This is a genomic window from Exiguobacterium sp. SRB7LM, from assembly GCF_015712685.1.
GTDB classification, from domain to species: Bacteria; Bacillota; Bacilli; order Exiguobacteriales; family Exiguobacteriaceae; genus Exiguobacterium; species Exiguobacterium profundum.
Map to the genome: position 1 here is coordinate 2,284,208 of NZ_VWVR01000006.1, position 26,324 is coordinate 2,310,531.

General features: G+C 47.9%; 29 protein-coding genes. 12 read left to right on the forward strand and 17 right to left on the reverse strand.

Going from position 1 to position 26,324, the window contains the following annotated elements; all coding sequences use genetic code 11:
* Genes menB through menC form a run of 3 tightly spaced genes read left to right on the forward strand, consistent with a single transcriptional unit; the run spans position 1 to position 3,300 of the window.
* On the forward strand, positions 1-825 hold the full coding sequence (gene menB / locus F3H97_RS12535; protein WP_015880852.1) for a 1,4-dihydroxy-2-naphthoyl-CoA synthase: 825 nt from the start codon (positions 1-3) through the stop codon (positions 823-825).
* A 49-nt stretch (positions 826-874) separates the two neighbouring features.
* Complete coding sequence (gene menE / locus F3H97_RS12540) at positions 875-2,233, forward strand: o-succinylbenzoate--CoA ligase (RefSeq protein ID WP_196431552.1); 1,359 nt, start codon at positions 875-877, stop codon at positions 2,231-2,233.
* Positions 2,230-3,300 (forward strand): o-succinylbenzoate synthase, encoded by a 1,071-nt coding sequence (menC, locus tag F3H97_RS12545; RefSeq protein ID WP_196431553.1) that lies wholly within the window; start codon positions 2,230-2,232, stop codon positions 3,298-3,300. Before menE ends, menC begins: the two co-directional genes overlap by 4 nt.
* A 37-nt stretch (positions 3,301-3,337) precedes the next feature.
* Here menC and map read toward each other — a convergent pair whose 3' ends face one another.
* From map to F3H97_RS12570, 5 genes are all read right to left on the reverse strand, one after another.
* Entirely contained in the window at positions 3,338-4,087 is a 750-nt protein-coding gene (map, locus tag F3H97_RS12550; protein ID WP_015880849.1) for a type I methionyl aminopeptidase, read from the reverse strand.
* A 14-nt stretch (positions 4,088-4,101) separates the two neighbouring features.
* Positions 4,102-5,286, reverse strand: a complete 1,185-nt coding sequence (locus tag F3H97_RS12555; protein ID WP_196431554.1) for an EAL-associated domain-containing protein — start codon at positions 5,284-5,286, stop codon at positions 4,102-4,104.
* Positions 5,287-5,326: 40 nt separating this feature from the next.
* Entirely contained in the window at positions 5,327-5,578 is a 252-nt protein-coding gene (locus F3H97_RS12560; RefSeq protein WP_015880847.1) for a hypothetical protein, read from the reverse strand.
* Positions 5,579-5,678: 100 nt separating this feature from the next.
* Entirely contained in the window at positions 5,679-7,202 is a 1,524-nt protein-coding gene (gene cshA / locus F3H97_RS12565) for a degradosome RNA helicase CshA (RefSeq protein WP_230872854.1), read from the reverse strand.
* Positions 7,203-7,370: 168 nt separating this feature from the next.
* Positions 7,371-8,222, reverse strand: a complete 852-nt coding sequence (locus tag F3H97_RS12570) for a CvfB family protein (protein ID WP_015880845.1) — start codon at positions 8,220-8,222, stop codon at positions 7,371-7,373.
* A 290-nt stretch (positions 8,223-8,512) separates the two neighbouring features.
* Between F3H97_RS12570 and F3H97_RS12575 the strand changes: the two genes are divergently transcribed.
* The 5 genes from F3H97_RS12575 to F3H97_RS12595 all read left to right on the forward strand — a co-directional run bounded on the left by F3H97_RS12575 (position 8,513) and on the right by F3H97_RS12595 (position 12,058).
* The gene (locus F3H97_RS12575; RefSeq protein ID WP_015880844.1) at positions 8,513-8,665 is read left to right on the forward strand and encodes a hypothetical protein; all 153 of its coding nucleotides are present in this window, start codon (positions 8,513-8,515) and stop codon (positions 8,663-8,665) included.
* Positions 8,666-8,792: 127 nt separating this feature from the next.
* Positions 8,793-9,035 carry a hypothetical protein gene (locus F3H97_RS12580; RefSeq protein WP_074037731.1) on the forward strand — a complete coding sequence of 81 codons (243 nt, stop codon included), beginning with the start codon at positions 8,793-8,795 and terminating at the stop codon, positions 9,033-9,035.
* A gap of 87 nt (positions 9,036-9,122) precedes the next feature.
* On the forward strand, positions 9,123-9,383 hold the full coding sequence (locus F3H97_RS12585; protein WP_015880843.1) for a hypothetical protein: 261 nt from the start codon (positions 9,123-9,125) through the stop codon (positions 9,381-9,383).
* A 78-nt stretch (positions 9,384-9,461) separates the two neighbouring features.
* The gene (locus tag F3H97_RS12590) at positions 9,462-10,163 is read left to right on the forward strand and encodes a lysophospholipid acyltransferase family protein (RefSeq protein ID WP_159563566.1); all 702 of its coding nucleotides are present in this window, start codon (positions 9,462-9,464) and stop codon (positions 10,161-10,163) included.
* A complete protein-coding gene (locus F3H97_RS12595) occupies positions 10,160-12,058 on the forward strand; it encodes an ABC-F family ATP-binding cassette domain-containing protein (protein WP_196431556.1) in 1,899 nt (632 codons plus the stop codon). The genes F3H97_RS12590 and F3H97_RS12595 overlap by 4 nt, the downstream gene beginning before the upstream one ends.
* A gap of 81 nt (positions 12,059-12,139) precedes the next feature.
* Here F3H97_RS12595 and F3H97_RS12600 read toward each other — a convergent pair whose 3' ends face one another.
* The 7 genes from F3H97_RS12600 to F3H97_RS12630 all read right to left on the reverse strand — a co-directional run bounded on the left by F3H97_RS12600 (position 12,140) and on the right by F3H97_RS12630 (position 17,178).
* Positions 12,140-13,069: an NADP-dependent oxidoreductase gene (locus tag F3H97_RS12600; protein ID WP_196431557.1), complete on the reverse strand. Its 930-nt coding sequence runs from the start codon at positions 13,067-13,069 to the stop codon at positions 12,140-12,142.
* Positions 13,070-13,160: 91 nt separating this feature from the next.
* The gene (locus tag F3H97_RS12605) at positions 13,161-13,685 is read right to left on the reverse strand and encodes a GNAT family N-acetyltransferase (RefSeq protein WP_370568587.1); all 525 of its coding nucleotides are present in this window, start codon (positions 13,683-13,685) and stop codon (positions 13,161-13,163) included.
* A gap of 11 nt (positions 13,686-13,696) precedes the next feature.
* Positions 13,697-14,332 carry a response regulator gene (locus F3H97_RS12610; RefSeq protein ID WP_196431559.1) on the reverse strand — a complete coding sequence of 212 codons (636 nt, stop codon included), beginning with the start codon at positions 14,330-14,332 and terminating at the stop codon, positions 13,697-13,699.
* Positions 14,333-14,334: 2 nt separating this feature from the next.
* Complete coding sequence (locus F3H97_RS12615) at positions 14,335-15,357, reverse strand: sensor histidine kinase (protein ID WP_074037734.1); 1,023 nt, start codon at positions 15,355-15,357, stop codon at positions 14,335-14,337.
* Positions 15,354-16,043 (reverse strand): cell wall-active antibiotics response protein LiaF, encoded by a 690-nt coding sequence (liaF, locus tag F3H97_RS12620; protein ID WP_015880836.1) that lies wholly within the window; start codon positions 16,041-16,043, stop codon positions 15,354-15,356. The genes F3H97_RS12615 and liaF overlap by 4 nt, the downstream gene beginning before the upstream one ends.
* 78 nt (positions 16,044-16,121) lie before the next feature.
* Entirely contained in the window at positions 16,122-16,766 is a 645-nt protein-coding gene (locus F3H97_RS12625; RefSeq protein WP_074037735.1) for a PspA/IM30 family protein, read from the reverse strand.
* Positions 16,767-16,788: 22 nt separating this feature from the next.
* Positions 16,789-17,178, reverse strand: coding sequence for a lmo0954 family membrane protein (locus F3H97_RS12630; protein WP_031421063.1), 390 nt, complete (start codon positions 17,176-17,178; stop codon positions 16,789-16,791).
* Positions 17,179-17,423: 245 nt separating this feature from the next.
* Here F3H97_RS12630 and rsgA point away from each other — a divergent pair, with 245 nt between their 5' ends.
* Positions 17,424-18,389 carry a ribosome small subunit-dependent GTPase A gene (gene rsgA, locus F3H97_RS12635; protein WP_196431560.1) on the forward strand — a complete coding sequence of 322 codons (966 nt, stop codon included), beginning with the start codon at positions 17,424-17,426 and terminating at the stop codon, positions 18,387-18,389.
* A gap of 41 nt (positions 18,390-18,430) precedes the next feature.
* Here the strand turns inward: rsgA and pflA are convergent, their stop codons facing one another.
* Together pflA and pflB are read right to left on the reverse strand one after the other, a co-directional pair.
* Positions 18,431-19,147, reverse strand: coding sequence for a pyruvate formate-lyase-activating protein (gene pflA, locus F3H97_RS12640; RefSeq protein ID WP_074037738.1), 717 nt, complete (start codon positions 19,145-19,147; stop codon positions 18,431-18,433).
* A 56-nt stretch (positions 19,148-19,203) separates the two neighbouring features.
* Positions 19,204-21,450, reverse strand: coding sequence for a formate C-acetyltransferase (gene pflB, locus F3H97_RS12645; protein ID WP_196431561.1), 2,247 nt, complete (start codon positions 21,448-21,450; stop codon positions 19,204-19,206).
* Between the two features lie 361 nt (positions 21,451-21,811).
* Between pflB and F3H97_RS12650 the strand changes: the two genes are divergently transcribed.
* The 3 genes from F3H97_RS12650 to F3H97_RS12660 are packed head-to-tail and all read left to right on the forward strand — an operon-like array spanning position 21,812 to position 24,095.
* Positions 21,812-22,234: a hypothetical protein gene (locus tag F3H97_RS12650; protein WP_196431562.1), complete on the forward strand. Its 423-nt coding sequence runs from the start codon at positions 21,812-21,814 to the stop codon at positions 22,232-22,234.
* 53 nt (positions 22,235-22,287) lie between these two features.
* Positions 22,288-23,454, forward strand: a complete 1,167-nt coding sequence (locus F3H97_RS12655; RefSeq protein WP_196431563.1) for a DEAD/DEAH box helicase — start codon at positions 22,288-22,290, stop codon at positions 23,452-23,454.
* Positions 23,451-24,095 carry a hypothetical protein gene (locus F3H97_RS12660; protein WP_196431564.1) on the forward strand — a complete coding sequence of 215 codons (645 nt, stop codon included), beginning with the start codon at positions 23,451-23,453 and terminating at the stop codon, positions 24,093-24,095. Before F3H97_RS12655 ends, F3H97_RS12660 begins: the two co-directional genes overlap by 4 nt.
* A 138-nt stretch (positions 24,096-24,233) precedes the next feature.
* On the opposite strand, the gene F3H97_RS12665 is transcribed toward F3H97_RS12660, so the two are convergent.
* The 3 genes from F3H97_RS12665 to F3H97_RS12675 all read right to left on the reverse strand — a co-directional run bounded on the left by F3H97_RS12665 (position 24,234) and on the right by F3H97_RS12675 (position 26,320).
* Positions 24,234-24,806, reverse strand: coding sequence for a hypothetical protein (locus tag F3H97_RS12665; RefSeq protein ID WP_196431565.1), 573 nt, complete (start codon positions 24,804-24,806; stop codon positions 24,234-24,236).
* A gap of 1 nt (position 24,807) precedes the next feature.
* Complete coding sequence (locus tag F3H97_RS12670; protein WP_196431566.1) at positions 24,808-24,978, reverse strand: hypothetical protein; 171 nt, start codon at positions 24,976-24,978, stop codon at positions 24,808-24,810.
* A 241-nt stretch (positions 24,979-25,219) separates the two neighbouring features.
* Positions 25,220-26,320 (reverse strand): hypothetical protein, encoded by a 1,101-nt coding sequence (locus tag F3H97_RS12675; RefSeq protein ID WP_196431567.1) that lies wholly within the window; start codon positions 26,318-26,320, stop codon positions 25,220-25,222.
* Between the last annotated feature and the right edge of the window lie 4 nt (positions 26,321-26,324).

Genomic DNA, 26,324 nt, shown 5'->3' on the forward strand with positions numbered 1-26,324 from the left:
ATGGAATCAGTAGCGAACTGGACATCGGTCCGGACGTATGAAGACATTAAATATGAAACGTGGAACGGGATTGCCAAAATCACCATCAACCGTCCCGAAGTGCGCAATGCATTCCGTCCGTTGACGGTCAATGAATTGATTGATGCATTCGCTCGCGCGCGCGACGATAAAGAAGTCGGCGTCATCATCTTGACAGGTGAAGGCGAAAAGGCATTCTGTTCAGGTGGGGACCAAAAAGTTCGTGGACATGGCGGCTATGTCGGGGAAGATGAAATCCCACGCTTGAACGTCCTCGACCTTCAGCGCTTGATTCGTGTCATTCCAAAACCGGTCATCGCCATGGTCGCAGGTTTCGCAATCGGCGGAGGACACGTTCTTCATGTCGTCTGTGACTTGACGATTGCAGCGGACAATGCTCGCTTCGGACAAACAGGTCCTAAAGTCGGTTCGTTCGATGCAGGATACGGTTCTGGATACTTGGCACGGATCATCGGCCATAAGAAAGCTCGTGAAATCTGGTACCTTTGCCGTCAATACGATGCACAAGAAGCACTCGACATGGGACTCGTCAACACGGTGGTCCCACTCGATCAACTCGAAGCAGAAACGATCAAGTGGTGCCAAGAAATCTTACAACACTCACCTACAGCGCTTCGCTTCTTGAAAGCAGCAATGAACGCAGATACAGATGGTCTTGCCGGACTTCAGCAACTCGCTGGAGACGCAACGCTTCTCTACTACACGACAGATGAAGCAAAAGAAGGACGCGATGCGTTCAAAGAAAAACGTGACCCTGACTTCGGTCAATTCCCACGTTTCCCTTAATTGTTGAGAGAGTAGCGATTTCGCTACTCTTTTTTTGGAGGTGACAGCTATGTATGAATGGATTCGGAAACACCCAGCGTCACATCTCGCCCTTGTGACAGCTGACGATCGATTGACATGGGCAATGCTACGCACGGAAAGCCTTCAACTCGCCCAGTTCATCCATGAACAGACGCCCTCTGCCGAACGGATTGGCATATTCGCTAAAAACAGCAAAGACTATGTCATCGCCGTCCATGCGGTGCATTTGCTCGGAAAAGTGCTTGTGCCGTTGAACACACGGCTGACCGAAGAAGAAGTGCGTACTCAGTTACAAACAGCAAAAGTGAACCTCCTCCTCGTCGACGCAGAAATCGATTTGTCTATCATCCAACTTCTGATCACAGATCGGGCCACTTCATGTTTCAACGCGCCCCATGAGTGGAATGAAGATGAAACCATGTCGCTCATGTTCACGTCCGGTACGACGGGTCGAGCCAAAGCAGTGCAACAGACGTACGGGAATCACCTCGCTAGCGCCCGTGCTGCTGAAGCGCATTTGGACTATCGTCCATCAGACCGGATGCTCGCGGTGACCCCGCTCTTTCATATGAGCGGACTCTCCCAAGTGTATCGGAGTGCCATCATCGGTTCGACGCTCTATGTCGAGCCGCGATTTGATGTCGATCGAACACTTCACGTCATCGAAACAGAAGGCATCACCCAACTGTCACTCGTCTCAATTATGCTGCAACGATTGCTCGATGCCGGTCTGAAGAAGCATCATCTTCGCACGTTACTCGTCGGAGGCGGGCCCGTCCCACGCTCATTACTAGAAAAAGCAGAACGACGGCAGTTACCCATTGCTCAGACATACGGGATGACCGAGACGTGCTCTCAAGTCGCGACGTTACTTCCGAGCGAAGCGCTCTCACGTATCGGTTCGAGTGGGCAGGCAATCGCCCCAACAAGAATTCGAATTAATTCAGACGGAGAGATTGAAGTAAAGGGACCAACTGTGACGAAGGGATACTTCGAACAACCTGAATCAGACGCTTGGACACCCGATGGTTATTGGCGAACGGGTGACCTCGGCACGATGAGGGATGGCTATTTATATGTACACGATCGCCGAACCGACCTTATTCTGTCTGGTGGTGAAAATGTTTATCCTGCTGAAATCGAAGCCGCCATGTTACGCTGTACCGGCGTCCAAGACGTCGGCGTCACGAAACAATCACATCCGACTTGGGGAGAAGTCCCGATCGCCTTCGTCGTCGGCTCCTATGACCCAGCCGAGATGCAGGAAGTTCTCGATTCACAGTTGGCTAAATATAAGCACCCGATTACCATCCACCACGCACCGAATTTACCACGAAATGCGAACGGAAAATTAATGCGCCATCGCTTAAAGGAGCTACTGCCATGATCAAACGTGCTGACCTTTCCATCGTCCCTTTGACGTTTAAACACCCGATCGTGACGGCACACGCCGTCTTATCTGTCCGAAGAACGCTCATCCTTCGTCTAGAGACCGTAGATGGTGTCGTCGGATACGGAGAAGGTGCTGCTTTTGAGACCCCTTGGTACACGGAAGAAACGACCCAATCGATGATCGATACATCTAAATTGATTCTCAATTTACTGAAAGGGATGACGGTCACGACGGACGTGTTTCCGAACTTGGTCTCATCTATCATCGGTCAGCGCATGGCAAAGGCGATGTGGGAAAGTGCGCTTTGGGAGATTGAAGCGATGCGCGCGAACAAATCACTCAAGTCATTCATGAGCGCCGGAGATTCCGTCTCTTGTGGACGAACAATCGGGATCGGGTTGCTGAATCAGACGATGAAATCCATTGAAACGGCATTAGCTGACGGATTCGAACGCATCAAATTAAAGGCATCGCCTAATGAACTGCTTCCTGCCCTACGTGAGATTCGCGCGGTCTTCCCTGATGCGCCCCTCATGATTGATTTAAACGGAAGCGCGTCCGATCAACCGATGGAATGGTTCGAACAACTCGATACCCATCGGTTATTGATGATCGAACAACCGTACCCGAGCCGACAATTCACAAAATCAGCGGCTCTCCAAGCAAAACTCACGACCCCCATTTGTCTCGACGAATCGATCACGTCTTATGACGACGTGGAAACGATGGCACAGCTCGGCGCGGGGAAGATTGTTAACATTAAACCCGCACGTGTCGGTGGGCTTAGCGAGGCGCTCCACATTCGAAAACACGGAACGCCATACTGGGTCGGTGGGATGTATGAATCCGGTATCGGAAGATATCATACGCTCTTGTTTGCTTCGTTAAGTGGCGCGAACTTCCCTGCGGACATGTCGGGTACGAGCGCTTATTTCGAGCAAGATTTACTCGATACCCCGCTTGAAGTGGAGAATGGGAAGTTGACTCTTCCGGATTCCGTACAACCAGATTGGAATGTGATTGAACGGTTACGCGAAGAAGTGATTACATTGCAAACATGAAAAAAGGTGCGGTTCACGAGAACCACACCTTTTTACGTTAACGGAACGATCCCGTTAACACTTCATATCCATCTTCTGTGACAACAACTGTATGCTCGAACTGCGAAACAAGACTCTTGTTCGGAGTGAAGAGCGTCCAACCATCCTCTTCCGATTGATAGACGATTTCATCCTTTGTCGAGATGAACGTCTCAACAGCAATCACTTGTCCGGCTTTTAATAACTGATTTTCTTCGCGACTATAATAGTTCGAGATCGTTTCCGGCTCCCCGTGTAATGTCCGACCGAGACCGTGTCCGGCCAAGTTCCGGATGACTGTGAATCCATTCTTTCTCGCGTCGGCGTAAATCGCCTTCCCAATCTGATTGACTTTCACGCCCGCTTTAACTTTGCTGAGACCAGCTTCTAATGAAGTCAAGGATACTTCGACCAAACGCTCGTGCTGAGGTGACTTCGCCGCCCCCGCAATCACAGTACGTCCCGTATCGGCATAATACCCATCCTTCACAGCGGAGACGTCGACATTGACGATATCGCCTTCTTGAATGACTTCATCTCCCGGAATACCATGGGCAGCAACGTCATTGAGCGAGATACATGTGTAACCTGGAAATTCGTACATCGTAATCGGTGCAGAAGCTGCACCTTCTTCTTCTAAAATACGTTGCCCGATCGCATCTAATTCTTTTGTTGTCATACCGGGCTTAACGGCTTTCGCCATCTCATCTCGCGCAAGTGCGACGATTCGCCCGATTTCGCGCAATGCATCGTAATCATAATCTAGCATCGTCCATCTTCCTTTCAATCCAATAATCGATTTTGATATAAATACTCTTCAGAGATGTCGGCAAATAAGAACATGCCGTCCGGTAACGGATAGCTGAACGTTCGCGTCACTTCATTCGAACTGAAATCACGATAGTCTCCCGATAAATAGCCTCGCCCTCGAACATCCATCGCCGCCATCGTCTGAATGAAATACGGTCGGAAACTCCAGTTATAGCCCCGATACGTATTATCGACACGCCATTCTCCATTCACGCAGTAGACGTTCGCACTCGTCTGGAAACCTGTCTTATCCGTTATATAATAACGAACAAACACCTCTTCGAGTTTTGGGGCGATGAATTGAATCCACTCGTCTTTCTTGTCTCTCGACCATTTTCCGGATTGAACTAGTTCACCAATGCGGCGATGTAATTCAAATTCAAGCTCGTACAAGCGATTCAATCGTTTCTGGTCATGTAAAAAGAAGGAAGGCACTTCTTGTGCCAAGACACCCATACCTTTGATTTCTCGTTGGGGAATCTCATCTTCCAAGCCTAGTAGGCCACCCATGTAATAACGACCACCGTGCTGCCACGCGTAACGAAGCTGTCCGATATGGTTGATGGATTTGTAAAGAAGCGGGGCACCAAGCTTCGAAGCAATATACTCCATCGTCTGAAGCATGTTCGGATAGGTGACCGACAACGTCTTTTTCTCAATCATCGTGCCAAGGTCGACGAGCAATAATTCTGGCGCAAGCGTCATGATGTCTTCGATACTCGTAGATTCGGCAAAGTCTAATGCAATTTTCAATCCATAGGACCGATAGTATTGAATGACACGTGACAGTCGCGGGACGTCGACTAAGTCCGTCCCTTGTAAGGTCACATAAATACGGTGTAACGGAAAATTGAGTTCACGTAGTGGGGCTAAAAAGGCTTCTCCCCCTTCTTCGAGAATCCATTCCGATCGGCATCTGAACGTGACGAATGGTTTGACGTCACGAAGTTGCGCTGCCGCGAGTTGCTCCATTCGTTGAGCGATGTCTAATTGATACTCGAGGGGAACGTCATCATCATAAAAAAACGGTGTCAATGATTCGCCTCGGAATCGTCCATGTACCATATATCCTTCCACTTGAAACGTCGCCGCCCCAAGGATTGGTTCATACGTCACCATCACTTCTTCAGGATGGACCATCACTTCTACCGCATCCACAATTCATCACCTCTTCGTTAAATGCGAAAACGAGCTACAATCAGCTCGTTCGCGTGTGTACATACATATAGGCACCGAAACAAGCAATAAAATAGGCGATACTCACCACGCCATATGCAATGCCCATCTTTCCGCCTACTCCAATGGCTAACACTAAAAAAATCATCGCTCCAAATAACAATGTCGCCACGGGGATATAACGAAAGTTAGGACGGTCTGTCTTTGACACGATTGGTTTGAGTGCGATTACACAACCAAGCAGCACAAGGAGACCGAAACTTAATTCCACCATCCGTTGACACCTCATCCTTCTATCTCTACTCAACTAGTGTAGCACGACACAATAAAAAATGCCGCAAATCCACTTAGGGAAATGCGGCATTTCACGATGATTAGTCACGCGGACGGCGTGGACCACGGTCATCCGAGCGACGACGATCGTCACCACGGAATGATCCTTTACGGTCTCCACTGCGTCCATCACGACGTTCGCCACCGCGTCCACCACGACGATCGCCACCACGGCCACCGCCACGACGGTCGTTACGACCACGGTATCCACCGCGATCGCCACCACGGCCACCTTGGCGTTTCACACGAACTGGTTCAGCGTACGAGATTTCAACAGGTGTTGAATCTGGCTCTTTCGTCAATCCACGAAGGGCAGCAGCGAGAATTTCAACTGCTTCGTACTCTTCAAGAAGTTCTGTCGCAAGTTGCGTGTAAGCTTTGAAGTCGCCCGCTTGAACGCGTTCGATCAATTCTTCAGCTGCTTGCTTTTGGTTTCCTTCAAGTACTTCCGCGATTGTCGGTACGTGACGACGGTTCATCTTCTTATTCGTCACACGCTCGATTGCCTTCACTTGTCCAAATTCACGTGGCGTGATGAACGTGAGGGCTGTACCTGTCTTACCAGCGCGACCTGTACGACCGATGCGGTGTACGTAGCTTTCTGGGTCTTGTGGTACATCGAAGTTGTAAACGTGTGTGACACCTGAAATATCAAGTCCACGTGCCGCAACGTCAGTCGCTACCAAGATATCGATTGTTCCGTTTTTGAAACGACGAATAACTTGGTCACGTTTCGATTGCGTTAAGTCTCCGTGAAGACCGTCTGCAGTGTATCCGCGTTTGATGAGGGCTTCTGTCACTTCATCTACACGTTTCTTCGTACGAGCGAAGATGATGCTGAGTTCTGGTGAATCGATGTCGATCAAACGGCAAAGTGTATCGAATTTTTGACCTTCACGCAATTCGAGGAATTGCTGGTTGATGTTCTCAACTGTCATTTCCTTCGCTTTTACTTTGATGATTGTCGGCGACTTCATGAAGCGCTCAGCAATCTTTTTGATTTGTGGTGGCATTGTCGCTGAGAAGAGAAGCGTTTGGCGCTCTTCAGGAAGACCAGCCAAAATCGTTTCGATATCTTCAACGAAGCCCATGTTGAGCATTTCATCCGCTTCATCCAAGATGACTGTTTGAATGTCATCGAGTTTGATTGTCTTACGTTTCATGTGGTCCATGAGACGTCCTGGAGTCGCTACGACAATTTGCGGGTTCTTTTTCAAACCACGGATCTGACGGTCAATTTGTTGACCACCGTATACTGGAAGTGCGTATACGCGCTTCGTTTCACCGATTTTGTTTAATTCTTCTGCAACTTGAATCGCAAGTTCACGTGTCGGTGCAAGAACGAGTGCTTGGACTTGACGCGCCTTTGAATCGATTCGCTCAATTGTCGGAATACCGAAAGCTGCTGTTTTCCCTGTACCTGTTTGTGCTTGTCCTAATACGTCCACTCCCGTGAGTGCGACAGGAATTGTCTCAGCTTGGATCGGTGTAGCTTCCTCGAAGCCCATTTTGTGTACACCTTTTACTAATGCTTCACTTAATTGTAAGTCTTGAAATTTTGTCAAATTATATTCTCCTTTGTTCATACAAAAAACGTCTGAGTTCAGTTTGACAGATCTACAGACGTTTTCTCAATGTTTCCTCATAGTCAACTTTATTAACTATAACGTATTTCTTCCTAAAATGAAAGAAATACATTTTTAAACTTTCATGTCACCCGAACATGAGTTATCTTATTTCAATTTGTAGCCGTTGTCGAGCTTTTCAACTTGCTTCTCTTTCAACAGTTTTCCAAGCGCTCGTTTAAATGCCGCTTTACTCATCCCGAATTCACGGTCGATGATGTCAGGTGATGTCTTATCACCATAAGGCATTTGTCCTCCACGTTCTTCAATATACGAGAGGATGCTCGCCGCATCACCATCAATCGCCTCGTACGCACGTGGCTTCATCGAAACGAGGACCGTACCATCTTGTTTGACTTGTGTCACACGAACGGTCAACTGTTCTCCGAGACGGGGCCAACGCGTCATCTCTGCCTCATGCAAGAAACCGAGTGATTCGCCTTCGACCCATACGTTGACGCCCACTTCACGTTTATTGACGACGATGGCCTGCACGTCCTGGTTGTTCCATTCTTCTTTCGACGGTCGTGCCAACAAGTTCAAGAACGCATATGGTGCAGGGTCCCCAAGCAAACGTCCTTTTTGGTCATACTTCAAGCGAATGCACAATTGATCGCCCGTTTGTGGCCAATACGACCGGTTCTCCGGTAAGTCATCCATTGAAACGAGAACGTCCTTTTGAATTCCGATATTTACGAAGACCCCTGTGTTGTACCGGACGCCCGTTACCTCAAACCATTCATACTCATCAAATGAAACGGTAGGAATCGTCATCGTTGATGCGAGACGTCCTTCTGAATCATGATATAAGAAGACGCGAACCGTTTGACCGATCGTCACTTCTTCTGTCTGTTCTTTACGGTGAAGGAGCACCTCTTCGCGACCGTTACTAATGAATACTCCAAAATCAGCAGAACGTTCCGCGACTAAATCCACTACTTCTCCTGCGCGCAATGCCATTACACCCACATCCTTTTCTAAGCTATTACTGTCAGTATACCTATCTACACACGTTCCTAATCATATCATGTTCTCTTTCAACATTTTGAATAAATGTGTCGAAAATGTGAACGTGTTTTGAGACAGTTGAAATGGTGATTGTTTAAAGAACTTATCATGATTTATTAAAATTTTGTGACAATTTTGTGAACGCCTTTTTTTCTGCTAGTATCCTTTTTTTGAAAACGTTATTATATAGGAAGTGTCCAGTATAGATAAGGTTTCATTTAGGATTGATCGGGGGATAATAAATGTTTGATATACAGTCTCGTTCTTTTGCAAAACGTTTTACAAAAGGATTACTTGTCGCCTTTTTCGCATTGCTCGCATCACTCAGTTTTATTTTCTCAAACGGTGTCGATACGAACGTTTCGTCATCTTCGACTTACATGACCCAAGAGTAAACGCCATTCAGCCAACTGAAGGCGTTTTTTCTTTGCAATACATAACAGGATTTCCCTTCAAAAAGTCGAATACGATTAAAAGACCATGCCTTTTTCTTTCATACCTTTAAGAAAAGGAGACTCCGCTATGATTTTTTATTTTCTCACGTCCATTTTATCAATCGTAGGACTTGCTTTTTTGTTCCAGACCGAATTGTACAAAGATCCAATCGGAACATTTTTATTTGCCGTCCTAATTGCGATGGGACTCTCTTCCTTCAAACAACTCTTCATGCAGGCAAATGAGTATTTTGTAGAAAGACGGAACCAGAAACGGATCAAACGAGTCGTCGACAGAATGCACTCCACGACTCGAAAACGCTCTACATAACGCTCGTCTTCCCTCGCCACATTTGGTATCCTATGTAGGAACAGACATCGTACAATGGATTTATAATCGCAGGAGGCACATAACCGTATGAATGAAATCCCGTTATCGAATGAATGGCTACTTCGTTATTCACCTGTCATGGAGCTTTGGTTAAAAGAGGACGGAATTTTGCTTGTCGATGATGACAACCGAATCCGTCTCACTCTCGAAATCGGAAGTGATCAGGCCATGCAAATCAAAAGTATCGAGCAAGACGGCGCCTATTTCGTCGTCGATCCTGTGAATAAACGCATTACGTTCGAGCTCGAAGAAGAGGAAGAAGAGAGCGATTCTCGCTTTTGGGAATAAGGATTCATGCCGAAGGGTCGGATTCTCGTCAAGAGAAGAAGACTCTTTCTTGTTGTCATCATGAGAGGAGAGAATAGAATGATTCGAACAGCTGTATGGTTTTTCTCATTTTTTGCCGTATTACCAATCACCGTCCCGTTTTTACAGAAGGCGAAAAAAATCGAAACGCCGAAACGTTACCGTTACGTACAAGATATCGCTTATAAATGGGCACAGTTTCTACTGAAGATTGCGGGTGCAGACATCCGTGTCCACGGTCAAGACCAGATTCCGGATGAACCCGTCGTCTACGTGTCGAACCACCAAGGAAACTTCGATGTCCCGATTATGTTGACCGCCACGAAACGACCGAAAGCGTTTATCTCGAAAATCGAGGTTCAAAAATTCCCGATTATCCCACGTTGGATGGAATTGATGGGGTGTATCTTCATCGACCGGAGTGACCGTCGTCAATCGATTCAAGCCATTCGTTCCGGTGTCGAAACGATTCAATCCGGCCAATCAATGATTGTCTTCCCAGAAGGCACACGCTCAAAAGGTGGACCGATGAAGGAGTTTAAAGCTGGAAGTTTGACGCTCGCCACCTCAAGTGGTGCGAAAATCGTTCCAGTCGCGATTCAAGGCAGTTATAGATTGTTAGAAGCCAAAAATCGAATCACCCCGGCAACGGTCGATGTCACGTTCCTACCTGCGATTGATCCGGCTGATTTGCCGAACAAGGAAATCGCAGCAACGGTCGAGGCGGCCATTCGTCAACAGCTTGAAGGAGAGAACGCATGAGTTTATTAATGATTGAAGGCATTCATAAAGAGTTTGCCGACAAAGTCTTATTTGATGATGTGACGATGACAATCCATCCCGGAGACCGTATCGGGATTATCGGCGTGAACGGTTCGGGGAAATCGACGTTCATGAAAATCATCGCCGGTACCGAGACAGCAGATCGAGGCACGATGCAGCATCCGAACGATTATCGGATTCGCTACTTGACTCAAACGGTTCAATTCGACGAAGGACAAACAATCCTTGACGCTTTATTCACAAGTGATACTCCTTCCGTTCAAGCGTTGAAACAGTTCGAGCGCGCCAGACAAGCACTCGAAGCGGACCCGACAAGTGAGCAGTTACTTGAACGCTTCATGAAAGCCCAACAGGCCGTCGATGCCGCAGACGCTTGGGAAACGGAAGCAAAACTGAAGTCGATTTTGAACCGGCTCGGTCTTCCTGACGTGTCAATCGATGTGAACGCCTTGTCTGGGGGGCAACAAAAGCGAGTCGCGCTCGCCGCAGCGTTACTCGATGAAGCGGACTTATTGCTCTTAGATGAGCCGACGAACGAACTGGATGCCGATACAATCGCATGGCTCGAAACGATGCTTGCCGATTACCGGGGAGCGATCCTGCTCATCACCCACGACCGCTATTTCTTGAATCGTGTCACGAATCACATTTTGGAGATTGCGGATGGAACGAGTTACTTCTATAACGGGAACTATGAACTCTTTCTCGAGAAGCGTGCCGAGCGAAAAGCTCGGGCACAATCGATGGAACAGAAACGACAAAATATATTACGTCGCGAACTCGCTTGGTTGCGTCGTGGCGCGAAAGCCCGGACAACCAAACAAAAGGCACGCATTCAACGTGTCGAAGACTTGAAACATCAAGAGAGCTTAGCGGAAGACGAGACGCTCGACGTCTCGGTCGGATCTCGCCGACTTGGTAAAAAGGTCATCGAAGTCGAAGATTTGTCATTCGGATACGATGACTCCCTTCTCATTCGGCAGTTCAATTGGATTTTCGGTCGCCGTGAACGCTACGGGATCGTCGGCCCGAACGGGAGTGGGAAATCAACGCTCATGAACTTGCTCGCCAAGCGCCTAGAACCGACAAACGGTACGATTGTGCACGGAGAAACCGTTCATTTAGGCTATTACGGACAACAAGTCGAATTTGAAGACGAGTCACGACGGGTCATCGATGAGATCGAACGCATCGCCAAAGTCATCCACACGCCGGACGGCGAGGTCATCACGGCGGGGCAAATGCTCGAACGTTTCCTTTTCTCACCGGACGCGCAATATAAACCAATTGCGAAGCTATCTGGTGGCGAAAAACGACGTCTCGTCCTGCTTCGAATTCTCATGGATGAGCCGAACGTCTTATTCCTTGATGAACCGACGAACGATTTGGACACGGAGACGTTGTCTGTTTTAGAAGACTATTTGGAGTCCTTTCCAGGTACAGTCATCGCTGTCAGTCACGACCGCTATTTCTTAGACCGGATCGCCGGACAGTTGATCGCCTTCGAAGATGGGATCATCCAGGTGTATCACGCAGAATATAGTGACTATTTGGCTATGCGTCAAGAAGAGGTTCGTCAAGTGAAGAAAGAGAAAGAACCTAAAGAGAAAAAGGAACGCGTGAAGTCGGACGTCGTGAAATTCACCTTCAAAGAACAGAAGGAATGGGACACGATCGAAGAAGACATCGCCGCACTTGAAGAACAGATTGAAGCGCAGGAAGCGACGCTTGCATCAGCGGGCAGTGATCTTGGTAAAGTCAATGAGTTGTATGCGACGATTGCAGAACTGAAAGAAACACTCGATGCGAAGATGGAACGTTGGACCTACCTATCAGAAATCGATGAACAAATACAAGCCCAGAAAAAAGGCTGACCTCCACATAAGGTAGCCTATCAAATGAAATGAACAAGAGATGGATTTCCGATATTTGTTCCGGAAATCCATCTCTTTTGATTATTTCACTTTGATGATGATTTTGCCTTTGGCATGCCCTTCTTCTCCATAGTCATGAGCAAGTTTCGTATCTTCTAAATCAAAGACCCGGTCAATCACAGGTTTCAGTTCGCCTTTTTCAACAGCTTCCGCAATTTTTTTCAAACGCTCCCCCGTTGGTTGCATGAAGACGTACTCGGCACGGACCTTCGCCTGTTTGGCTTCCTCTTCATTTGGTGGTGTGGAGATGGAGACGAGCATCCCATTCTCTTTAAGCATTTGGTAGAGTTTGCTCTGCCCGTCGCCCCCCATCGTATCGAATACGAAATCAATATCGCGGACAGTATCTGCCGGGTCTTGTTGTTTATAGTCGATGACCTCGTCGGCTCCAAGTTTTTTGACCCAATCTACGTTCGGCGTGCTTGTCGATGTGACGACATACAAACCGTGTGCTTTCGCGAGCTGGATGGCTACCGTTCCGACACCACCTGAACCGGCTCCGATGAAGATTCGATCACCCGGTTTGGCATCCATCACTTCGAACATGACTTGCCATGCCGTATGCGCGACGAGCGGCAGTGAAGCGGCCTCCTCAAAACTAAGCGAAGCTGGTTTTTTGACGACAAGATGGGAATCGACTGCGACGTACTCGGCATATGTGCCTTGGCGCGCGATTTCCGGTCGGCTAAACACTTCATCTCCAACCTTCAATTCGGTCACATTCGCCCCAACTTCTTTTATGACACCCGATACATCCCACCCGATAACAAGCGGCATCTCGTAATGGAGCATTTCTTTCAAGTATCCTTCACGGAGCTTCCAATCGACCGGATTGACGCTTGCGGCATGAACTTCAATTAATACGTCATCTGCACCGATTGCCGGTTGTTCAAGTTCCCCTACTTTAAACTCATCCGACCCGCCATACTGTTCGATATATGCTGCTTTCATCTCATCATCCTCCTTTGATTGACTCACTTCTAGTTGGTTCCCATTTTATTTCTCTTACAAACGAAAAAAGCACACCGTAGAAACGGTGTGCTCAGACTGACTGATGGGTCATATAGCTATAGACATACACATCATGAGATTGTCCACGCTGACGCATATAGTTATGTAGTCGACCTTCTTGAAAGAATCCATTCTTCTCCAACATGCGTTGGGATGCAAGATTCTCGACATAGACGATGGCACCGACCCGTTCAATTTCACACGTCACGGCAAACTGAAGCGCCGCGTGAAGGGCTTCGGTCGCATAACCCGAACGCCAATACTCCGGTTTGAGTTCATAACCGATCTCGGCACGCCGATGCGACGGTGCCCGATTGTGAAACCCGATTGTCCCGATTAATACGTTGGATTCGCGATGCTCGATGGCAAAACGGATGATCGCACCTGTTTCGATTTGTGCGAGCATATGCGTCAGCATCTGTTCCGTTTCTTCTAACGTCCGATGTGGCTCCATTCCGTAGTGGCGTAGCACGTGTTCATCTGAAAAGATGGCGAATACGTGCGGACCGTCCTCCATTTGGAGAGGTCGCAGTCGGAGGCGCTCCGTTTCAATCACAGGGAGACGGTTCATCCTTTACTGACCAAGTTATGTTGGAACGCATAGACGACTGCCTGGGTCCGGTCATAGACGTCAAGCTTCGTCAAGATGTTCGACACGTGTGTCTTCACTGTTTTGAGTGAGATGAACAATTCGTCCGCAATCACTTGATTCGACTTGCCTTCCGCCATCAGTTGCAAGATTTCTCGTTCACGGGCAGTGAGACTCTCATGAAGTGTCATTTCCGGATGACGCAGTCGTTCGAGCATCTTTCCTGTTACCTGGGCGGCCATGACCGGATTGCCGGCAGCGGTTTGACGAATCGCATCTGCGATTTCATTTGCATTCGCTGTCTTGAGGACATAGCTCATCGCACCGGCTTCGATGACGGGATACACTTTCTCATCATCCAAGAAACTCGTCACGACCAAAATCTTCGCTTCTTTCCAACTTGCTTTAATTCGTTTCGTCGATTCGACTCCGTCAACGGGCTCCATCACCAAGTCCATAAGGACAACGTCCGGCTTCTCCGCAATCGCAAGCTCGGCTCCCGTTTCTCCGTCCGATGCTTCGCCGACGACTTCGATGTCCGGTTGTGTCGATAAAAAGGCAGATACGCCCGCCCGAACCATTTCATGATCATCAATTAATACAACTCGAATCATCATTACCCCTCCACTTGTTGTTTCACACGTACTTCAATTTGTGTCCCGACATTCGGCACACTGACCAATCGCAACGTTCCACCGACTTCTGCCGTACGCTCTCTTATCGATTGTAATCCATATGAGGCGACTTGTGTATCGTCCACATTAAATCCGATTCCGTCATCGTTAATCTTTAAGATGACCGTCTGTTGCACGGTTCGCATCTCGATTTCTAAACGAGTCGCTTTGGCGTGTCGTAACGTGTTACTAATCGCTTCCTGAACAATCCGAAACAGTTCGTTTTCAGTGTGCCGGGAGAGCTTCACTTCCTCTAAACGCCAGACGAGCTCGGTCGATTGTTTACGAGACAGTTCTTCTAACAAGCGTTCGATTCCCGTCTTTAGTGTCATGCCTTCTAGTTCGACCGGCCGAAGTTGTAACAGCAACGAACGCATCTCTGCCTGTGCGGTCTGCGCCATGAGCTCGACTTGTTCCATCTGTTTACTCGCGAGTTCTGGTTTCGTCTGCATCGTCTGTTTGACCGCTGTCGTCATCATCGAGATGGCATAGAGCTGTTGACTCACCGAATCATGAAGTTCTCGTGCGACGCGACGTCTTTCTTCGACGACGGCCTCACTCCGCGCCTCTTCCACACTGACCGGACGCTCACCGACTCGCTTCGCCATCTCGACCATCTCTTGGCGCTGTTTCGATACGCGGACGATTCGTTCGAGTGTATCTCGGTATGGGGACATCGGGCGGAAGGTGATGTCTTTTTGGTTCTCCAGTTTCCAAAGGGCGTTGGCGACTTCCCGAAAGTCTCGGCGCAAATAAAAATACGAACCGACGCCAAAGATACTTCCAATCAAGACGGCAATCACGAGGATGGACACACCGAAAGGCAACCCTTCTTCACGCGAAAATAAATCGCTCAATGAAGTCGAGTCACCTATGAGAAACGCTACTGTAATCAAGAAAGCCGTCAACAGGCTACTAAACAGTTGATGCCAGACGACCGTTCGTGGATAAGAATCTTTTTTCATACCGTCATCACCTCGACACTTCCGCTCATGAGCACGATATGAATCCGGACTTTTCGTGTAGCCTGGACATAATCATCAGACGCTGTATAGAAGCGACGATTGAACACCGGCGAATAGTTCGAGTCATCGACCTGCACTTTACCGAACCCGATCGATGCGTCAATCGAATAGTCATACCCCGCAGGAATGAGAATTCGAATGTCTCCCGCAAGTCCATTGAGGAGTAAGAACGTCTCTCCTTCCGGAATGATGGCTTGTGACAAATCCATCTCAACGTCCCGTAGTAAAAAGAACTCATTCGTATCACGTAACACATAGTGCCCCGATTCCTTCATCCCAAATGAGAAGGCTTGTTCTTGACGAAGGGGTGTCCGGATTTTCGATTCGACCGGTCGATTCTTATAGAGTCGATAGCCGAATAACAGGAGGAGTCCGGAGAGCACGAATCCGAATGCCGCAGATGAGAAAATCAAGCCAATCAAGAGGATTCCCCCAATTGCGTAAAAAATATAGCTAGCAGACTGCTTCCCCCGACGACTGAACCGTCGACCGATGTAGAGGAGAAGCAGCGGGAGGATCATGCTGAATAAGACGCTATTCCCACCCGTCACGATATCGATGAAGAGTCCGACTGAAAATAAGATAATCATAAATCCAATGATTTGACGTGTGTTCCAACGTTCCATGTCCATTCCCCCTTTCTGTTCATATGTATGAAGCAAAGAAAGCGATGACCTTATTCAGGTCATCGCCGAACCGTCACCTCACTCTTGTTTAAAGCGACGCTCCAGTTCTTTCAATTTTGCTTCAAAATCATCTTCATCTTCCTGCGTGTCTTGCTTCTCTTCAGCAGGTTGTTCTTTCTTTTCTTCCTCAGTGAATGGATGCGACTGAGACGTATTTTGACCAAAGATTTGGTCGAGTGCCCCTTTTAACAAGTCTAGGTTTTCGCGCATCGCAAACTCATAACGTTTATTTTGCATCTCATCGAGTTTGAGTTTCATCTCGAGCGCACGACGCTCTAATGTATCCAACTCGCGCTCACCTTCGTCAATCAATCCTTCAAAGTAACGGTACTGTTCCCCGTAATGTTTGGATTCGAGTGCCGCACGTTCTGCCAACTTTTCTTCCCCGGCTTGTTTCGCCAGTTCTGTTTGCTCATATCGTTTATCTGCCATCTTCTTGGCATCATCACGTTTTTCAGCAAGTTCTGCAAGCAATGTACGTTGACGTTCCACGAGTCGTTCAACCGACAACGCTTCCTTCTCCGCTCCACGGATATGACGGTTCAATTCCGCTTCTCCACTTGAACGTGGCATCTCTTTATCCTGGTACTTCTTCACTTCTTTCGAAATTTCTTTCGTCAATTCATTCGCTAATTCACGAAACTGATCAAACGGTGTCTTCATGGTGAATCCTCCTTATAAAATCTCAACGACGATTAACAAATTTTTGCCACACTTGATCAAACTGCTGGAAGCTGCTCCGGCCGGCACGCGTTCCGTCTGCATTTAAAATCTCGACATCCGGGTCGCGTTTTTCACTTGTATACATCATATACCCTTTAAACAACAACCACGCGACAATGATTCCGACGAGTGCCCAAATGTTTGAGAGCATCGTCCCAATCCCAATGACGGCAAGGATCCCGAAACCAACTTTAGCACCGATGTGTGTCACAGCCTGAAAACGGACTCCAGCCCAAAGCGTCAAGAGCGCTCCTAATCCGAATAAAATCATATTCGGTAAAGAACCGATCAACACGAGCACTAGAGCGATCGCGGCCACGATGAACAACACCTTTTTCACTTGGTGATTCATCTGTCATCCCTCCTTGTTAAGTACACTCTTATCATAATACGTTATTTGACATAGGTCGACGAGCGGAAGGCTTGTTTCACCTCGGTCTTTAGACTGAGATGTTACCGTTTCCAATAACTGTGGTACACTAATGCTATCGAACAACGAAAGGATGATGTTTTATGAGCAACATGATGCATGCACGTAACCAAATGTCAGCGAATCGGAGGGCTGTCGTCCTCCATCACTAAAAGGAGGATTCTTTTTTGAATCAACAAACTGAAACGGGACGTGTCACGGCACAGTTCCAACATCTTTATACGGTATCAATCGGAGAAAACGCCTATATGTGCGGGGTTTCCGGAAAATTTCGACATGCCGCGACGAGCGAACGGGATTACCCGGTCATCGGCGATTATGTCACGATTCAAGTTCGCGAGCATGGTCAAGGTACGATTCACCATCTCCTTGAGCGTCGGACCGTTCTTTCACGAGCGGCCGCCGGCAACGAGACACGTGAACAACTGATCTGCGCGAACGTCGACTACGTCTTGATTACAATGGCGTGTGGACACGACTTCAACATTCGTCGCCTAGAACGCTATACGCTAGCGGCTTGGGACACCGGGGCAATCCCAATCATCGTCTTGACAAAGACCGATCAAGTCGACTCCGTCGACACATTGCTCGAAGACATTCAAGTGAACGCACCTGGAATTCAAGTATTCCCCGTCAGTGCTGTGACGGGAGAAGGTGTGGCTGAACTTCGTCACGCATTGCCGAGTGAGAGCACGATCGCCTTCGTCGGTTCGTCCGGCGTCGGAAAATCTACGCTGACGAACGCCCTCGCCCACGAGACACTTGCCGTCACACAAGCCGTCCGGGCGCAGGACGAGCGCGGAAAACATACGACGACACACCGCGAACTGTTCCGAATCGACGACTTATACGTCATCGACACACCAGGGATGCGAGAATTCGGACTATGGGAAGGAAGCGAGCACCTCGATGAGACGTTTCGCGATATCGAAGCACTTGCCGAGACATGCCGCTTCCGCGACTGCTCACATCAGAAAGAACCGGGCTGTGCCGTCCAAGAGGCGCTAACGAGCGGTACGCTAGATGCGAAACGCTATGCGAGCTACGTCAAACTTGAGCGAGAGCTTCTCTATATGGAGAAGAAACAGGCAGAACATGCCCGCGTCCTAGAAAAGAAGAAAAAGCGAGTGTAACGTAAAGCAAGCGCAGACCACATCGGCCTGCGCTTGCTTTTTTATACGGTCCCCTGCAAAATCCCTTCTGCCCATTCGACTTCATCAGATGTCGGGGGCTTCGTGCCTTTAAGCGGATAATCAAGTCCGAGCGCCTCCCATTTGTAGACGCCCATCTCATGATAAGGCAAAATTTCGACTTTCTCGACATGGTCTAGCTTTTGAATGAACGCGGCCGTGCGACGAAGCGCACCTTCTTCGAGCGTCCATCCAGGTACAAGGACGTGGCGAATCCACATTTTCGTTCCGCGCTCGGAAAGGTGTTCGGCAAGCGCGAGCGTGTTGGCATTGCTACGTCCCGTTAGCTTTTTACACATGTCGTCGTCGATATGCTTGATATCGAGCAAGACAAGATCGGTGTGATCTAAAATCGCATCCAAATTAGGAGGTCGGAGCGCACCGGACGTATCAAGTGTCGTATGAAGCCCATGCTTTTTCGCTTCACGCAGCAGCGCCTCTAAAAATTCAGGTTGCGCGAGTGGGTCGCCACCAGAAATCGTGATGCCGCCTTTCGATGCGTCCATGAACGGACGGTAGCTGAGCGCCTCTTGAATGACGTCTTCAGCCGAGCGGTGATTATTCTTTTTGAAGTCCCACGTATCTGCATTATGGCAATAGAGGCAACGTAACGCACAACCTTGTAAAAAGACGATAAAGCGAATACCAGGGCCGTCAACTGTTCCAAATGATTCGACCGAATGTACATATCCCATTGTCATCGAAATGACCTCCTAACGAATGAGCGGCCCTCCGTAGAAGGCCGCTAAGCCTTTATTTACAACGAACCGTGGAACGTACGGTTGATGACGTCGATCTGTTGCTCACGTGTCAACTTGATGAAATTGACCGCATATCCTGATACGCGGATTGTGAGTTGTGGATATTCTTCTGGATGTTCCATTGCGTCGAGAAGCGTCTCGCGGTTGAAGACGTTGACGTTCAAGTGATGTCCTTTGTGCTCTCCGCTCATGTACCCATCGAGAAGCGCCGCCAAGTTGAGTTCGCGTGCGATTTCTTCTTTTCCGAGTGCTTTCGGTACGATTGAGAACGTGTAAGAGATTCCGTCTTGTGCGTGTTCAAATGGAAGTTTCGCAACAGATGAGAGCGATGCAGCCGCACCTTTTGTATCCCGTCCATGCATTGGGTTGGCACCTGGAGCGAATGGTTCACCCGCACGACGACCGTCTGGCGTATTTCCTGTTTTCTTACCGTAGACGACGTTCGAAGTGATCGTGAGGACCGATTGCGTATGAAGTGCGTCACGATATGTTTTATGTTTCCGTACTTTCTCCATGAATGATTCGACGAGTTCGACGGCGATTGCATCGACACGGTCATCATTGTTTCCGAATTTCGGGAAGTCCCCTTCTGTCTCGAAGTCGACGATGATTCCTTCTTCATTACGGATCGGTTTGACGTTTGCGTATTTGATTGCTGAAAGACTATCCGCCGTTACCGAGAGACCCGCGATCCCACAAGCCATCGTCCGTAAGATTTCAGGATCGTGAAGCGCCATTTCGATTCGTTCATACGCATATTTATCGTGCATGAAGTGAATGACGTTGAGCGTATTCACGTATAGCTCTGCCAACCAGTCGAGCGTCCGGTCAAAGTCGGCATATACTTTTTCGTACGTGAGCACGTCTTCTGTGTTCATTTCCCAAACTGGAGCGATTTGAGCACCGCTCTTCTCGTCACGACCGCCGTTCATGCTATAAAGGAGAGCCTTCGCCATGTTGGCACGCGCACCGAAGAACTGCATTTGTTTCCCGATCTTCATCGGTGACACACAACATGCGATGCCGTAGTCATCACCGAATTGTGGCATCATCAAGTCATCGTTCTCATATTGAATAGCCGAAGTTTCAATCGACATTTTCGCACAGTATTGTTTGAATCCTTCTGGAAGTTTCGTCGACCAAAGGACCGTCAAGTTTGGTTCTGGAGCTGGTCCGAGGTTCGTGAGTGAATGCAAGAACCGGAATGAGCTCTTCGTGACGTTCGAACGACCGTCTTGACTCATCCCACCGATTGATTCTGTCACCCAAGTCGGGTCACCTGAGAATAATTCATTGTAGTCCGGTGTCCGTAAGAATTTGACGATTCGAAGTTTCATGATGAAGTGGTCAACGATTTCTTGGACGTCTGATTCTGTTAAGCGACCCGTTTCAAGGTCACGTTCAGCGTACACGTCAAGGAAGGTCGAGACGCGACCGAGTGACATTGCGGCACCGTTTTGTTCTTTGATGGCAGCAAGATATGCCAAGTATACCCATTGATATGCTTCTTGCGTATTTTCCGCAGGACGACCGAGGTCAAATCCATATGCAGTTCCGAGTTGTTTAAGTTCTTGGAGGGCACGAAGTTGTTCATTCAGTTCTTCCCGATCGCGGATGTCAGACTCAGATAAGAACCCGCCGCGTTTTGCCAAGTCTTTTTTGCGTTCTGCCATCAAGAAGTCAATTCCATAAAGGGCGACGCGACGATAGTCACCAATGATGCGTCCACGACCGTAAGCATCTGGAAGCCCCGTGATGATCCCTGATTTACGAGCGGCCCGCATTTCAGGCGTATAGGCATCGAATACACCTTGGTTATGTGTTTTACGAATCTCTGAGTAAATTTTTGTGATTTCTTCGTCTGGCTCGAAACCATATGATTCGAGTGCCGCATCGACCATACGAATGCCGCCATTCGGGTGAATCGAACGTTTGAACGGTTCATCCGTCTGAACGCCAACGACTTTCTCTAACTCTTTGTTTAAGTAACCTGGTCCATGCGATACGATGGTCGATGGTGTGTGTTGATCGACGTCCCAGACGCCTCCACGTTCACGCTCTTCTTTTGTTAGTTCCATCACACGATTCCAAAGAACGTTTGTCGCTTCGGTTGGACCTGCTAAAAACGCATCGTCTCCTGTGTACTCATGACGGTTCAAACGGATAAACTCACTGACATTTACTTCATTCGTCCACTGACCAGGAACAAAACCTGACCATGCGGATTTGATTTCGGTTGCCATGTTGATTCACTCCTCATTCTCGAAAGTAACTGCGTGTTATCTATACTGTGAGTGTACGTGAAAACGTGAACAATATGTTTTACATTCTTGTGAAACTTGTAACAATCTTATGAACGTGATGAAATAGCCGTTTTTGAAAGCGTTTTACAAACTGTTATATCCGACAAATCATATGATTTGAAACAGATGAGCCCCAATTGGATAAGGTTTACCCATCATCTGTACTAATTTGATTGTTCTGTGACGAACTATACAGTTTTTAAGGTGATTAATCTCACATCACTCGGTTAGAACTTGAATTTTTGTGTCGTATCAGACACAATGAAGGCAGAACATTGCATAAGAGGAAGGGGTTCTACTCATGACGTATGAACCATTAACAGCAAATCACGCCTTTCAAGTCGGCGATCGCATCTCATTAAAGGTCGATGAGGCTGGTGAAAAGCGTGATGGATTTATCACAGAATTTGAAGACGGAGGGTTTTGGCTCCGCTTCGACGATGACATCGAGAACGAAGACTTTATCGATTATCGCGACCAGCTACTCGCTGCACTTTTGTCGCGTCCAATCCATGTCATTACGACACATCCGGAACTGAAACCGTTCGAGAACATGACGGCCGAGTTACAGTATCGCGTTTATCAAGGATTCACGATTGAGAAAGTTGAATTGACAGCAGAAGGTGCAGACGCCCACATCCAACTCATCGAAGACGGTCAGACGTACACACAGACGTTACGTTCTTCAATGGAAGATGGTCAGGAGCATGTTCGCTATATTTGACGAGGGAGCGCTGTCGCTTCCTTTGTTTTTGCCTAAAGATAAGGAGACCGAATATGAATTTTACAAAACCTTTTATTAACGAAACGTGGGAACGGATTGGCTTCAATGAGCCGATGCCGGTCCAAAAAGAAGCGTTTCCTCTACTATTAGATGGAAAAGACGTGACAATCGAGGCACCAACCGGAACGGGTAAGACACTCGCCTACCTCCTTCCAGCCATTGAAAAGATCGACCCATCGAACGACCGCATCCAAGTCGTTGTCGTCGCCCCGACCCGTGAACTTGTCATGCAGATTCAACAAGTCGCACAACGTTTCACCGAAAAAGGCGACGTCCGCATCGGTTCGTTCATCGGTGGTGTCGAATTGAAACGTCAAATCGACCGAATCAAGAAGAAGCCACATTTGATCGTTGGGACGCCGGGTCGTCTCGTCGAGTTGATCGACAAGAAAAAACTGAAGCTCCACGAAACACATACCGTCATTTTAGATGAGGCCGACCAAATCATCGACAGCGGTTTGACAGAGGCCGCAGAACGAATCATCAAGCATACCGCGCACGAGCGTCAGCTTGCACTCGTCTCGGCAACACTCACCGACTCACTCCAAGAGTGGGCGTCACCATTCATGAACGAACCGGCTCATATCAAAATCGAACGTGCCGTAAGCGATCAAGTGACGTACGGCTATCTGTTGACGACGCGCCGGTATAAACCGGAACTTCTTCGTCGTCTTTCACACGTCGACGGTGTGAAGGCACTCGCCTTCATCAACAACCGCTCGTTTTTGCCACCGCTTCGCGGAGAACTTGAAAAGTTGAAAGTGAACTACCGGATGCTCGACAGCTTGAAAGGGAAGCGCGAACGCGTCGAGACGCTCCGCGAATTCCGTAAAGGTGAATACCCGCTCCTTATCACGACTGGTCTTGCTGCACGCGGTCTCGATATTGAAGATGTGACACACGTCGTCCATTTCGACTTACCGGAGTCAATTGATGACTTCATCCACCGTTCTGGCCGTACCGCTCGTGGTAATGCGGGAGGGACTGTCCTTTCCCTCGTGACGACGGATGACCTGCCGCACTTGAAATCGTTCGCGCGTCAACTCGGTGTCGAGTTGAAAGAGCTCGAAATCTATCGCGGTGACGTGATTGAGAAACGGATTGAGGAGAAGCCTCCTGTCGTCAAACGTCCTGCGAACAAGCGAGGACCGCGCCGATGAAAAAAGACCGGAAAGTAATTCCCTTCCCTTTGCTCGTCGAAGAGTCCGAATTGCTTGCCGAACTGAAAAAGTTGTATGAGCAAGCGGCTCTTGCGCGAAGCACACAGTGGACGAACTATATTCAAGAGATCGCATCGGAAGGGACATGGCACTTAAAAGATGCCGAACTCTTCCGTGACCTCTTCATCGATTGGGCCGTCTTCTTTGAGACGGATGAGGATGGGATGACACCCCATGGTCGCTACTTGGCCGACCATAAGAGCGACATGTCCCCTGCCCTCTATCACGCACTCCGTGGACTAGCTGTCCCGCGTTGTAGCATCTTTGAAGTCACAGAAGACGGTCAGTTGAAAGATTGGGAGTCAAAAGAGACATACGCTGTTCAGTTACCAGAAGAACGTGAGACCGGCGACCTCATTCTCGGGAAGCTACTCGATATCCGAGGCAGTTGGCGTTTCGGTTCGGCGTTTCTCGCCTTACCTGCGAAGATGTCTGGGAATGTCGCAGATCTGTATATCGACTTTACAGATGAAGTCGGTCCCGGTGCCTTTTTGGAGCAGTTCCCAGAGTTCTGCGCGGAACTGATTGACTTGTTGCTTGATTTAGAAGAAGGCGTCATCATACCGAAACCGACTAAGTAAAAAAAAGCAGGATCAGCATGCAATCATCCCCTCACCATGTTGATCGGTACAAGTTCAGTATTCCAACGCTACTAAAAAGAGCGGGTATACCAAGACCCGCTCAAGTTTTATGAAACTCCGAAATCCATCGGAGTTTTTTTATTTTCCAAAGGCTGCTGAACATGATCCAATCACAGATGAAACACCGAAGAGGTCTAGCAAGGCTTCGCGCGCATCTGGTCCTGCATCTTTAGCCGCGAGTCGAACAGCTTGTTTGAGTGACGCTGTCTTACTTAATTTATCTTCTCGTGACATCTGATAGTATGGTTTGATTGCTTTAACAAACTTCGTAGCACCACCGACAGATTTCAAGGCAGATTTGATTTTAAGGATTTTCGCTGGAGTAAAATTGATGACGATTGCAGTTCCAACGGCTCCTACACAACCTGCAATTGAACCTATACTAGCCTTTCGAACACCCGCTAAATCTTGTCTTTCATCCAAATCAAGTGTGAAACTTACTTCATTCTCAAGGTATATTTTTATGGCTTCCTCGCCCTGCATAATCACTTCATCCGGCATATTCTCGATTGCAGTAAGGATCTCAATTAACTGTAAGTCCTGTTCATTCAAATCTTCAGCAGCGTTAACTGAACCTCCTGGTATAAATGAGGTAGACAAAACAAGTATCATCACCATCATAACTGATATGAATTTCGATTTTATAGACAAGTTAATTCTCCTCCTTCGTTTTTACTACAAACTTAAGCACTACAGCGATTAGAAAAATTGCAATGGTTATAACCGCTTTACTATTCTCAGACAAGCCATCCACAAAAAAGTGTATAACAGTAATGGCTGCGAGGAGCAGGATATAAATCCACTCTTTAGTCGAATTTTTCATTTATATAACCTCCCATTCACTCGCAAATTAACATACTGAAATTTGGAATGTAAGCCCGAAAAAGATGTTCTAAGGGGCAAGACATATGTCTATATTTAGAGTTGTACAAAACAAAAAAACGGACAACTATGTCCGCTTAGGCAGTAGATGAGTCATTTTCACCGTTATAACGTTATCGTAGCAATCATCATTCATAATAATGATGACCTACGTTTTGGATGAACCCCATCTTTTCATATTTTTATCTGACATATACGTCAATCTGTTTGAGCATATCACGCGCTTCTTCATTTTCAGGCGTGATTGCCGCACTCGAGATTTGTTTCCCATCCTCGTATACATCGATGACAACACCGTCTTTCGCTTGGCGCGTTTGGTACAGACGGCCATTCGCATAGAACGCTTGATCCACCGAATCGAGAACTTCCCGGGTCGTTTGTTTCCCGGTGTTCAAGTCGATAACGACTTCCTCGCCGTCCTCATTTAAGGCGAACAGGTTGTGACCTGACACTGTATAATCCCAAAATTCCTGACCTTCAGCCAATTGAACAACTTTCCTCGTTTTTGTATCGTAAGCGAAGAGTCCTGGATTCGGATCCTCAACATTGATTTCCTCTTCCCCTTCTCGGATTACTTCGTACGAGCTGACACCGACAGGGATGTACCGTGTTTCTGTCGTCTGTGAAAATAAATCGGTAACGTAAAATCGATTCGTATTGATGACATGGGTGATAAATCCTATATCCATGCTCAATTCTTTGACGGTCACCTCATTCATCGCTCCATTAAACGTGGCGAGCATTGTTTTTTCTTCACCGTCATACCCATCTCGATAGATTAAGTTTAACTGGCCATTATTCAGAAATGCGCCTGCCCACACCCCGTTCACGATGTCGTATATTTTTGAATCACTGGCATCGAATGAAAAGGTCGATAACTTTTCTCCATCTTCTTGTTTAAACACGATGAGCTCTTTCATCCCATCCTGACCGACCCCGATATATCCGTCTTCTGTTCGAATCGATTGGGCATACGTCCATCCATTCATGATTCTATGAACGGAACGCGCATCTCCATTCAAACGTTCCCGATATCGCAGTCCCTCAGCTATATAGTTCAAGTTTGACGTGATGTGACTCTCTTCAGTCGTCACTTCAAACCGCTGTTCAACATCATCCTCTGTGCTATAACCAATCTCTACCACTGCGTCTTCCCACACTGATGGATTCGAACTGATGTCTAACGCCCATTCTGCTTTCGGTTCCGTCGCATCAACGGCAAACGTCCCAAGCCCAATCACGATGGCCGCACCGAGCGCGGCCACATTCCACATTCGTTTCATTTTC

Coding starts and splice junctions, on each gene's coding strand:
- menB (WP_015880852.1), top strand. CDS start 1: ATGGAATCAGTAGCGAACTGGACATCGGTCCGGACGTATGAAGACATT.
- menE (WP_196431552.1), top strand. CDS start 875: ATGTATGAATGGATTCGGAAACACCCAGCGTCACATCTCGCCCTTGTG.
- menC (WP_196431553.1), top strand. CDS start 2,230: ATGATCAAACGTGCTGACCTTTCCATCGTCCCTTTGACGTTTAAACAC.
- map (WP_015880849.1), bottom strand. CDS start 4,087: ATGCTAGATTATGATTACGATGCATTGCGCGAAATCGGGCGAATCGTC.
- F3H97_RS12560 (WP_015880847.1), bottom strand. CDS start 5,578: ATGGTGGAATTAAGTTTCGGTCTCCTTGTGCTGCTTGGTTGTGTAATC.
- F3H97_RS12570 (WP_015880845.1), bottom strand. CDS start 8,222: ATGGCATTGCGCGCAGGAGAAGTAGTGGATTTAGTCGCGGAACGTTCT.
- F3H97_RS12575 (WP_015880844.1), top strand. CDS start 8,513: ATGTTTGATATACAGTCTCGTTCTTTTGCAAAACGTTTTACAAAAGGA.
- F3H97_RS12580 (WP_074037731.1), top strand. CDS start 8,793: ATGATTTTTTATTTTCTCACGTCCATTTTATCAATCGTAGGACTTGCT.
- F3H97_RS12585 (WP_015880843.1), top strand. CDS start 9,123: ATGAATGAAATCCCGTTATCGAATGAATGGCTACTTCGTTATTCACCT.
- F3H97_RS12590 (WP_159563566.1), top strand. CDS start 9,462: ATGATTCGAACAGCTGTATGGTTTTTCTCATTTTTTGCCGTATTACCA.
- F3H97_RS12595 (WP_196431556.1), top strand. CDS start 10,160: ATGAGTTTATTAATGATTGAAGGCATTCATAAAGAGTTTGCCGACAAA.
- F3H97_RS12600 (WP_196431557.1), bottom strand. CDS start 13,069: ATGAAAGCAGCATATATCGAACAGTATGGCGGGTCGGATGAGTTTAAA.
- F3H97_RS12610 (WP_196431559.1), bottom strand. CDS start 14,332: ATGATTCGAGTTGTATTAATTGATGATCATGAAATGGTTCGGGCGGGC.
- F3H97_RS12615 (WP_074037734.1), bottom strand. CDS start 15,357: ATGAAAAAAGATTCTTATCCACGAACGGTCGTCTGGCATCAACTGTTT.
- liaF (WP_015880836.1), bottom strand. CDS start 16,043: ATGGAACGTTGGAACACACGTCAAATCATTGGATTTATGATTATCTTA.
- F3H97_RS12625 (WP_074037735.1), bottom strand. CDS start 16,766: ATGAAGACACCGTTTGATCAGTTTCGTGAATTAGCGAATGAATTGACG.
- F3H97_RS12630 (WP_031421063.1), bottom strand. CDS start 17,178: ATGAATCACCAAGTGAAAAAGGTGTTGTTCATCGTGGCCGCGATCGCT.
- pflA (WP_074037738.1), bottom strand. CDS start 19,147: ATGACAATGGGATATGTACATTCGGTCGAATCATTTGGAACAGTTGAC.
- pflB (WP_196431561.1), bottom strand. CDS start 21,450: ATGGCAACCGAAATCAAATCCGCATGGTCAGGTTTTGTTCCTGGTCAG.
- F3H97_RS12650 (WP_196431562.1), top strand. CDS start 21,812: ATGACGTATGAACCATTAACAGCAAATCACGCCTTTCAAGTCGGCGAT.
- F3H97_RS12655 (WP_196431563.1), top strand. CDS start 22,288: ATGAATTTTACAAAACCTTTTATTAACGAAACGTGGGAACGGATTGGC.
- F3H97_RS12660 (WP_196431564.1), top strand. CDS start 23,451: ATGAAAAAAGACCGGAAAGTAATTCCCTTCCCTTTGCTCGTCGAAGAG.
- F3H97_RS12670 (WP_196431566.1), bottom strand. CDS start 24,978: ATGAAAAATTCGACTAAAGAGTGGATTTATATCCTGCTCCTCGCAGCC.
- F3H97_RS12675 (WP_196431567.1), bottom strand. CDS start 26,320: ATGAAACGAATGTGGAATGTGGCCGCGCTCGGTGCGGCCATCGTGATT.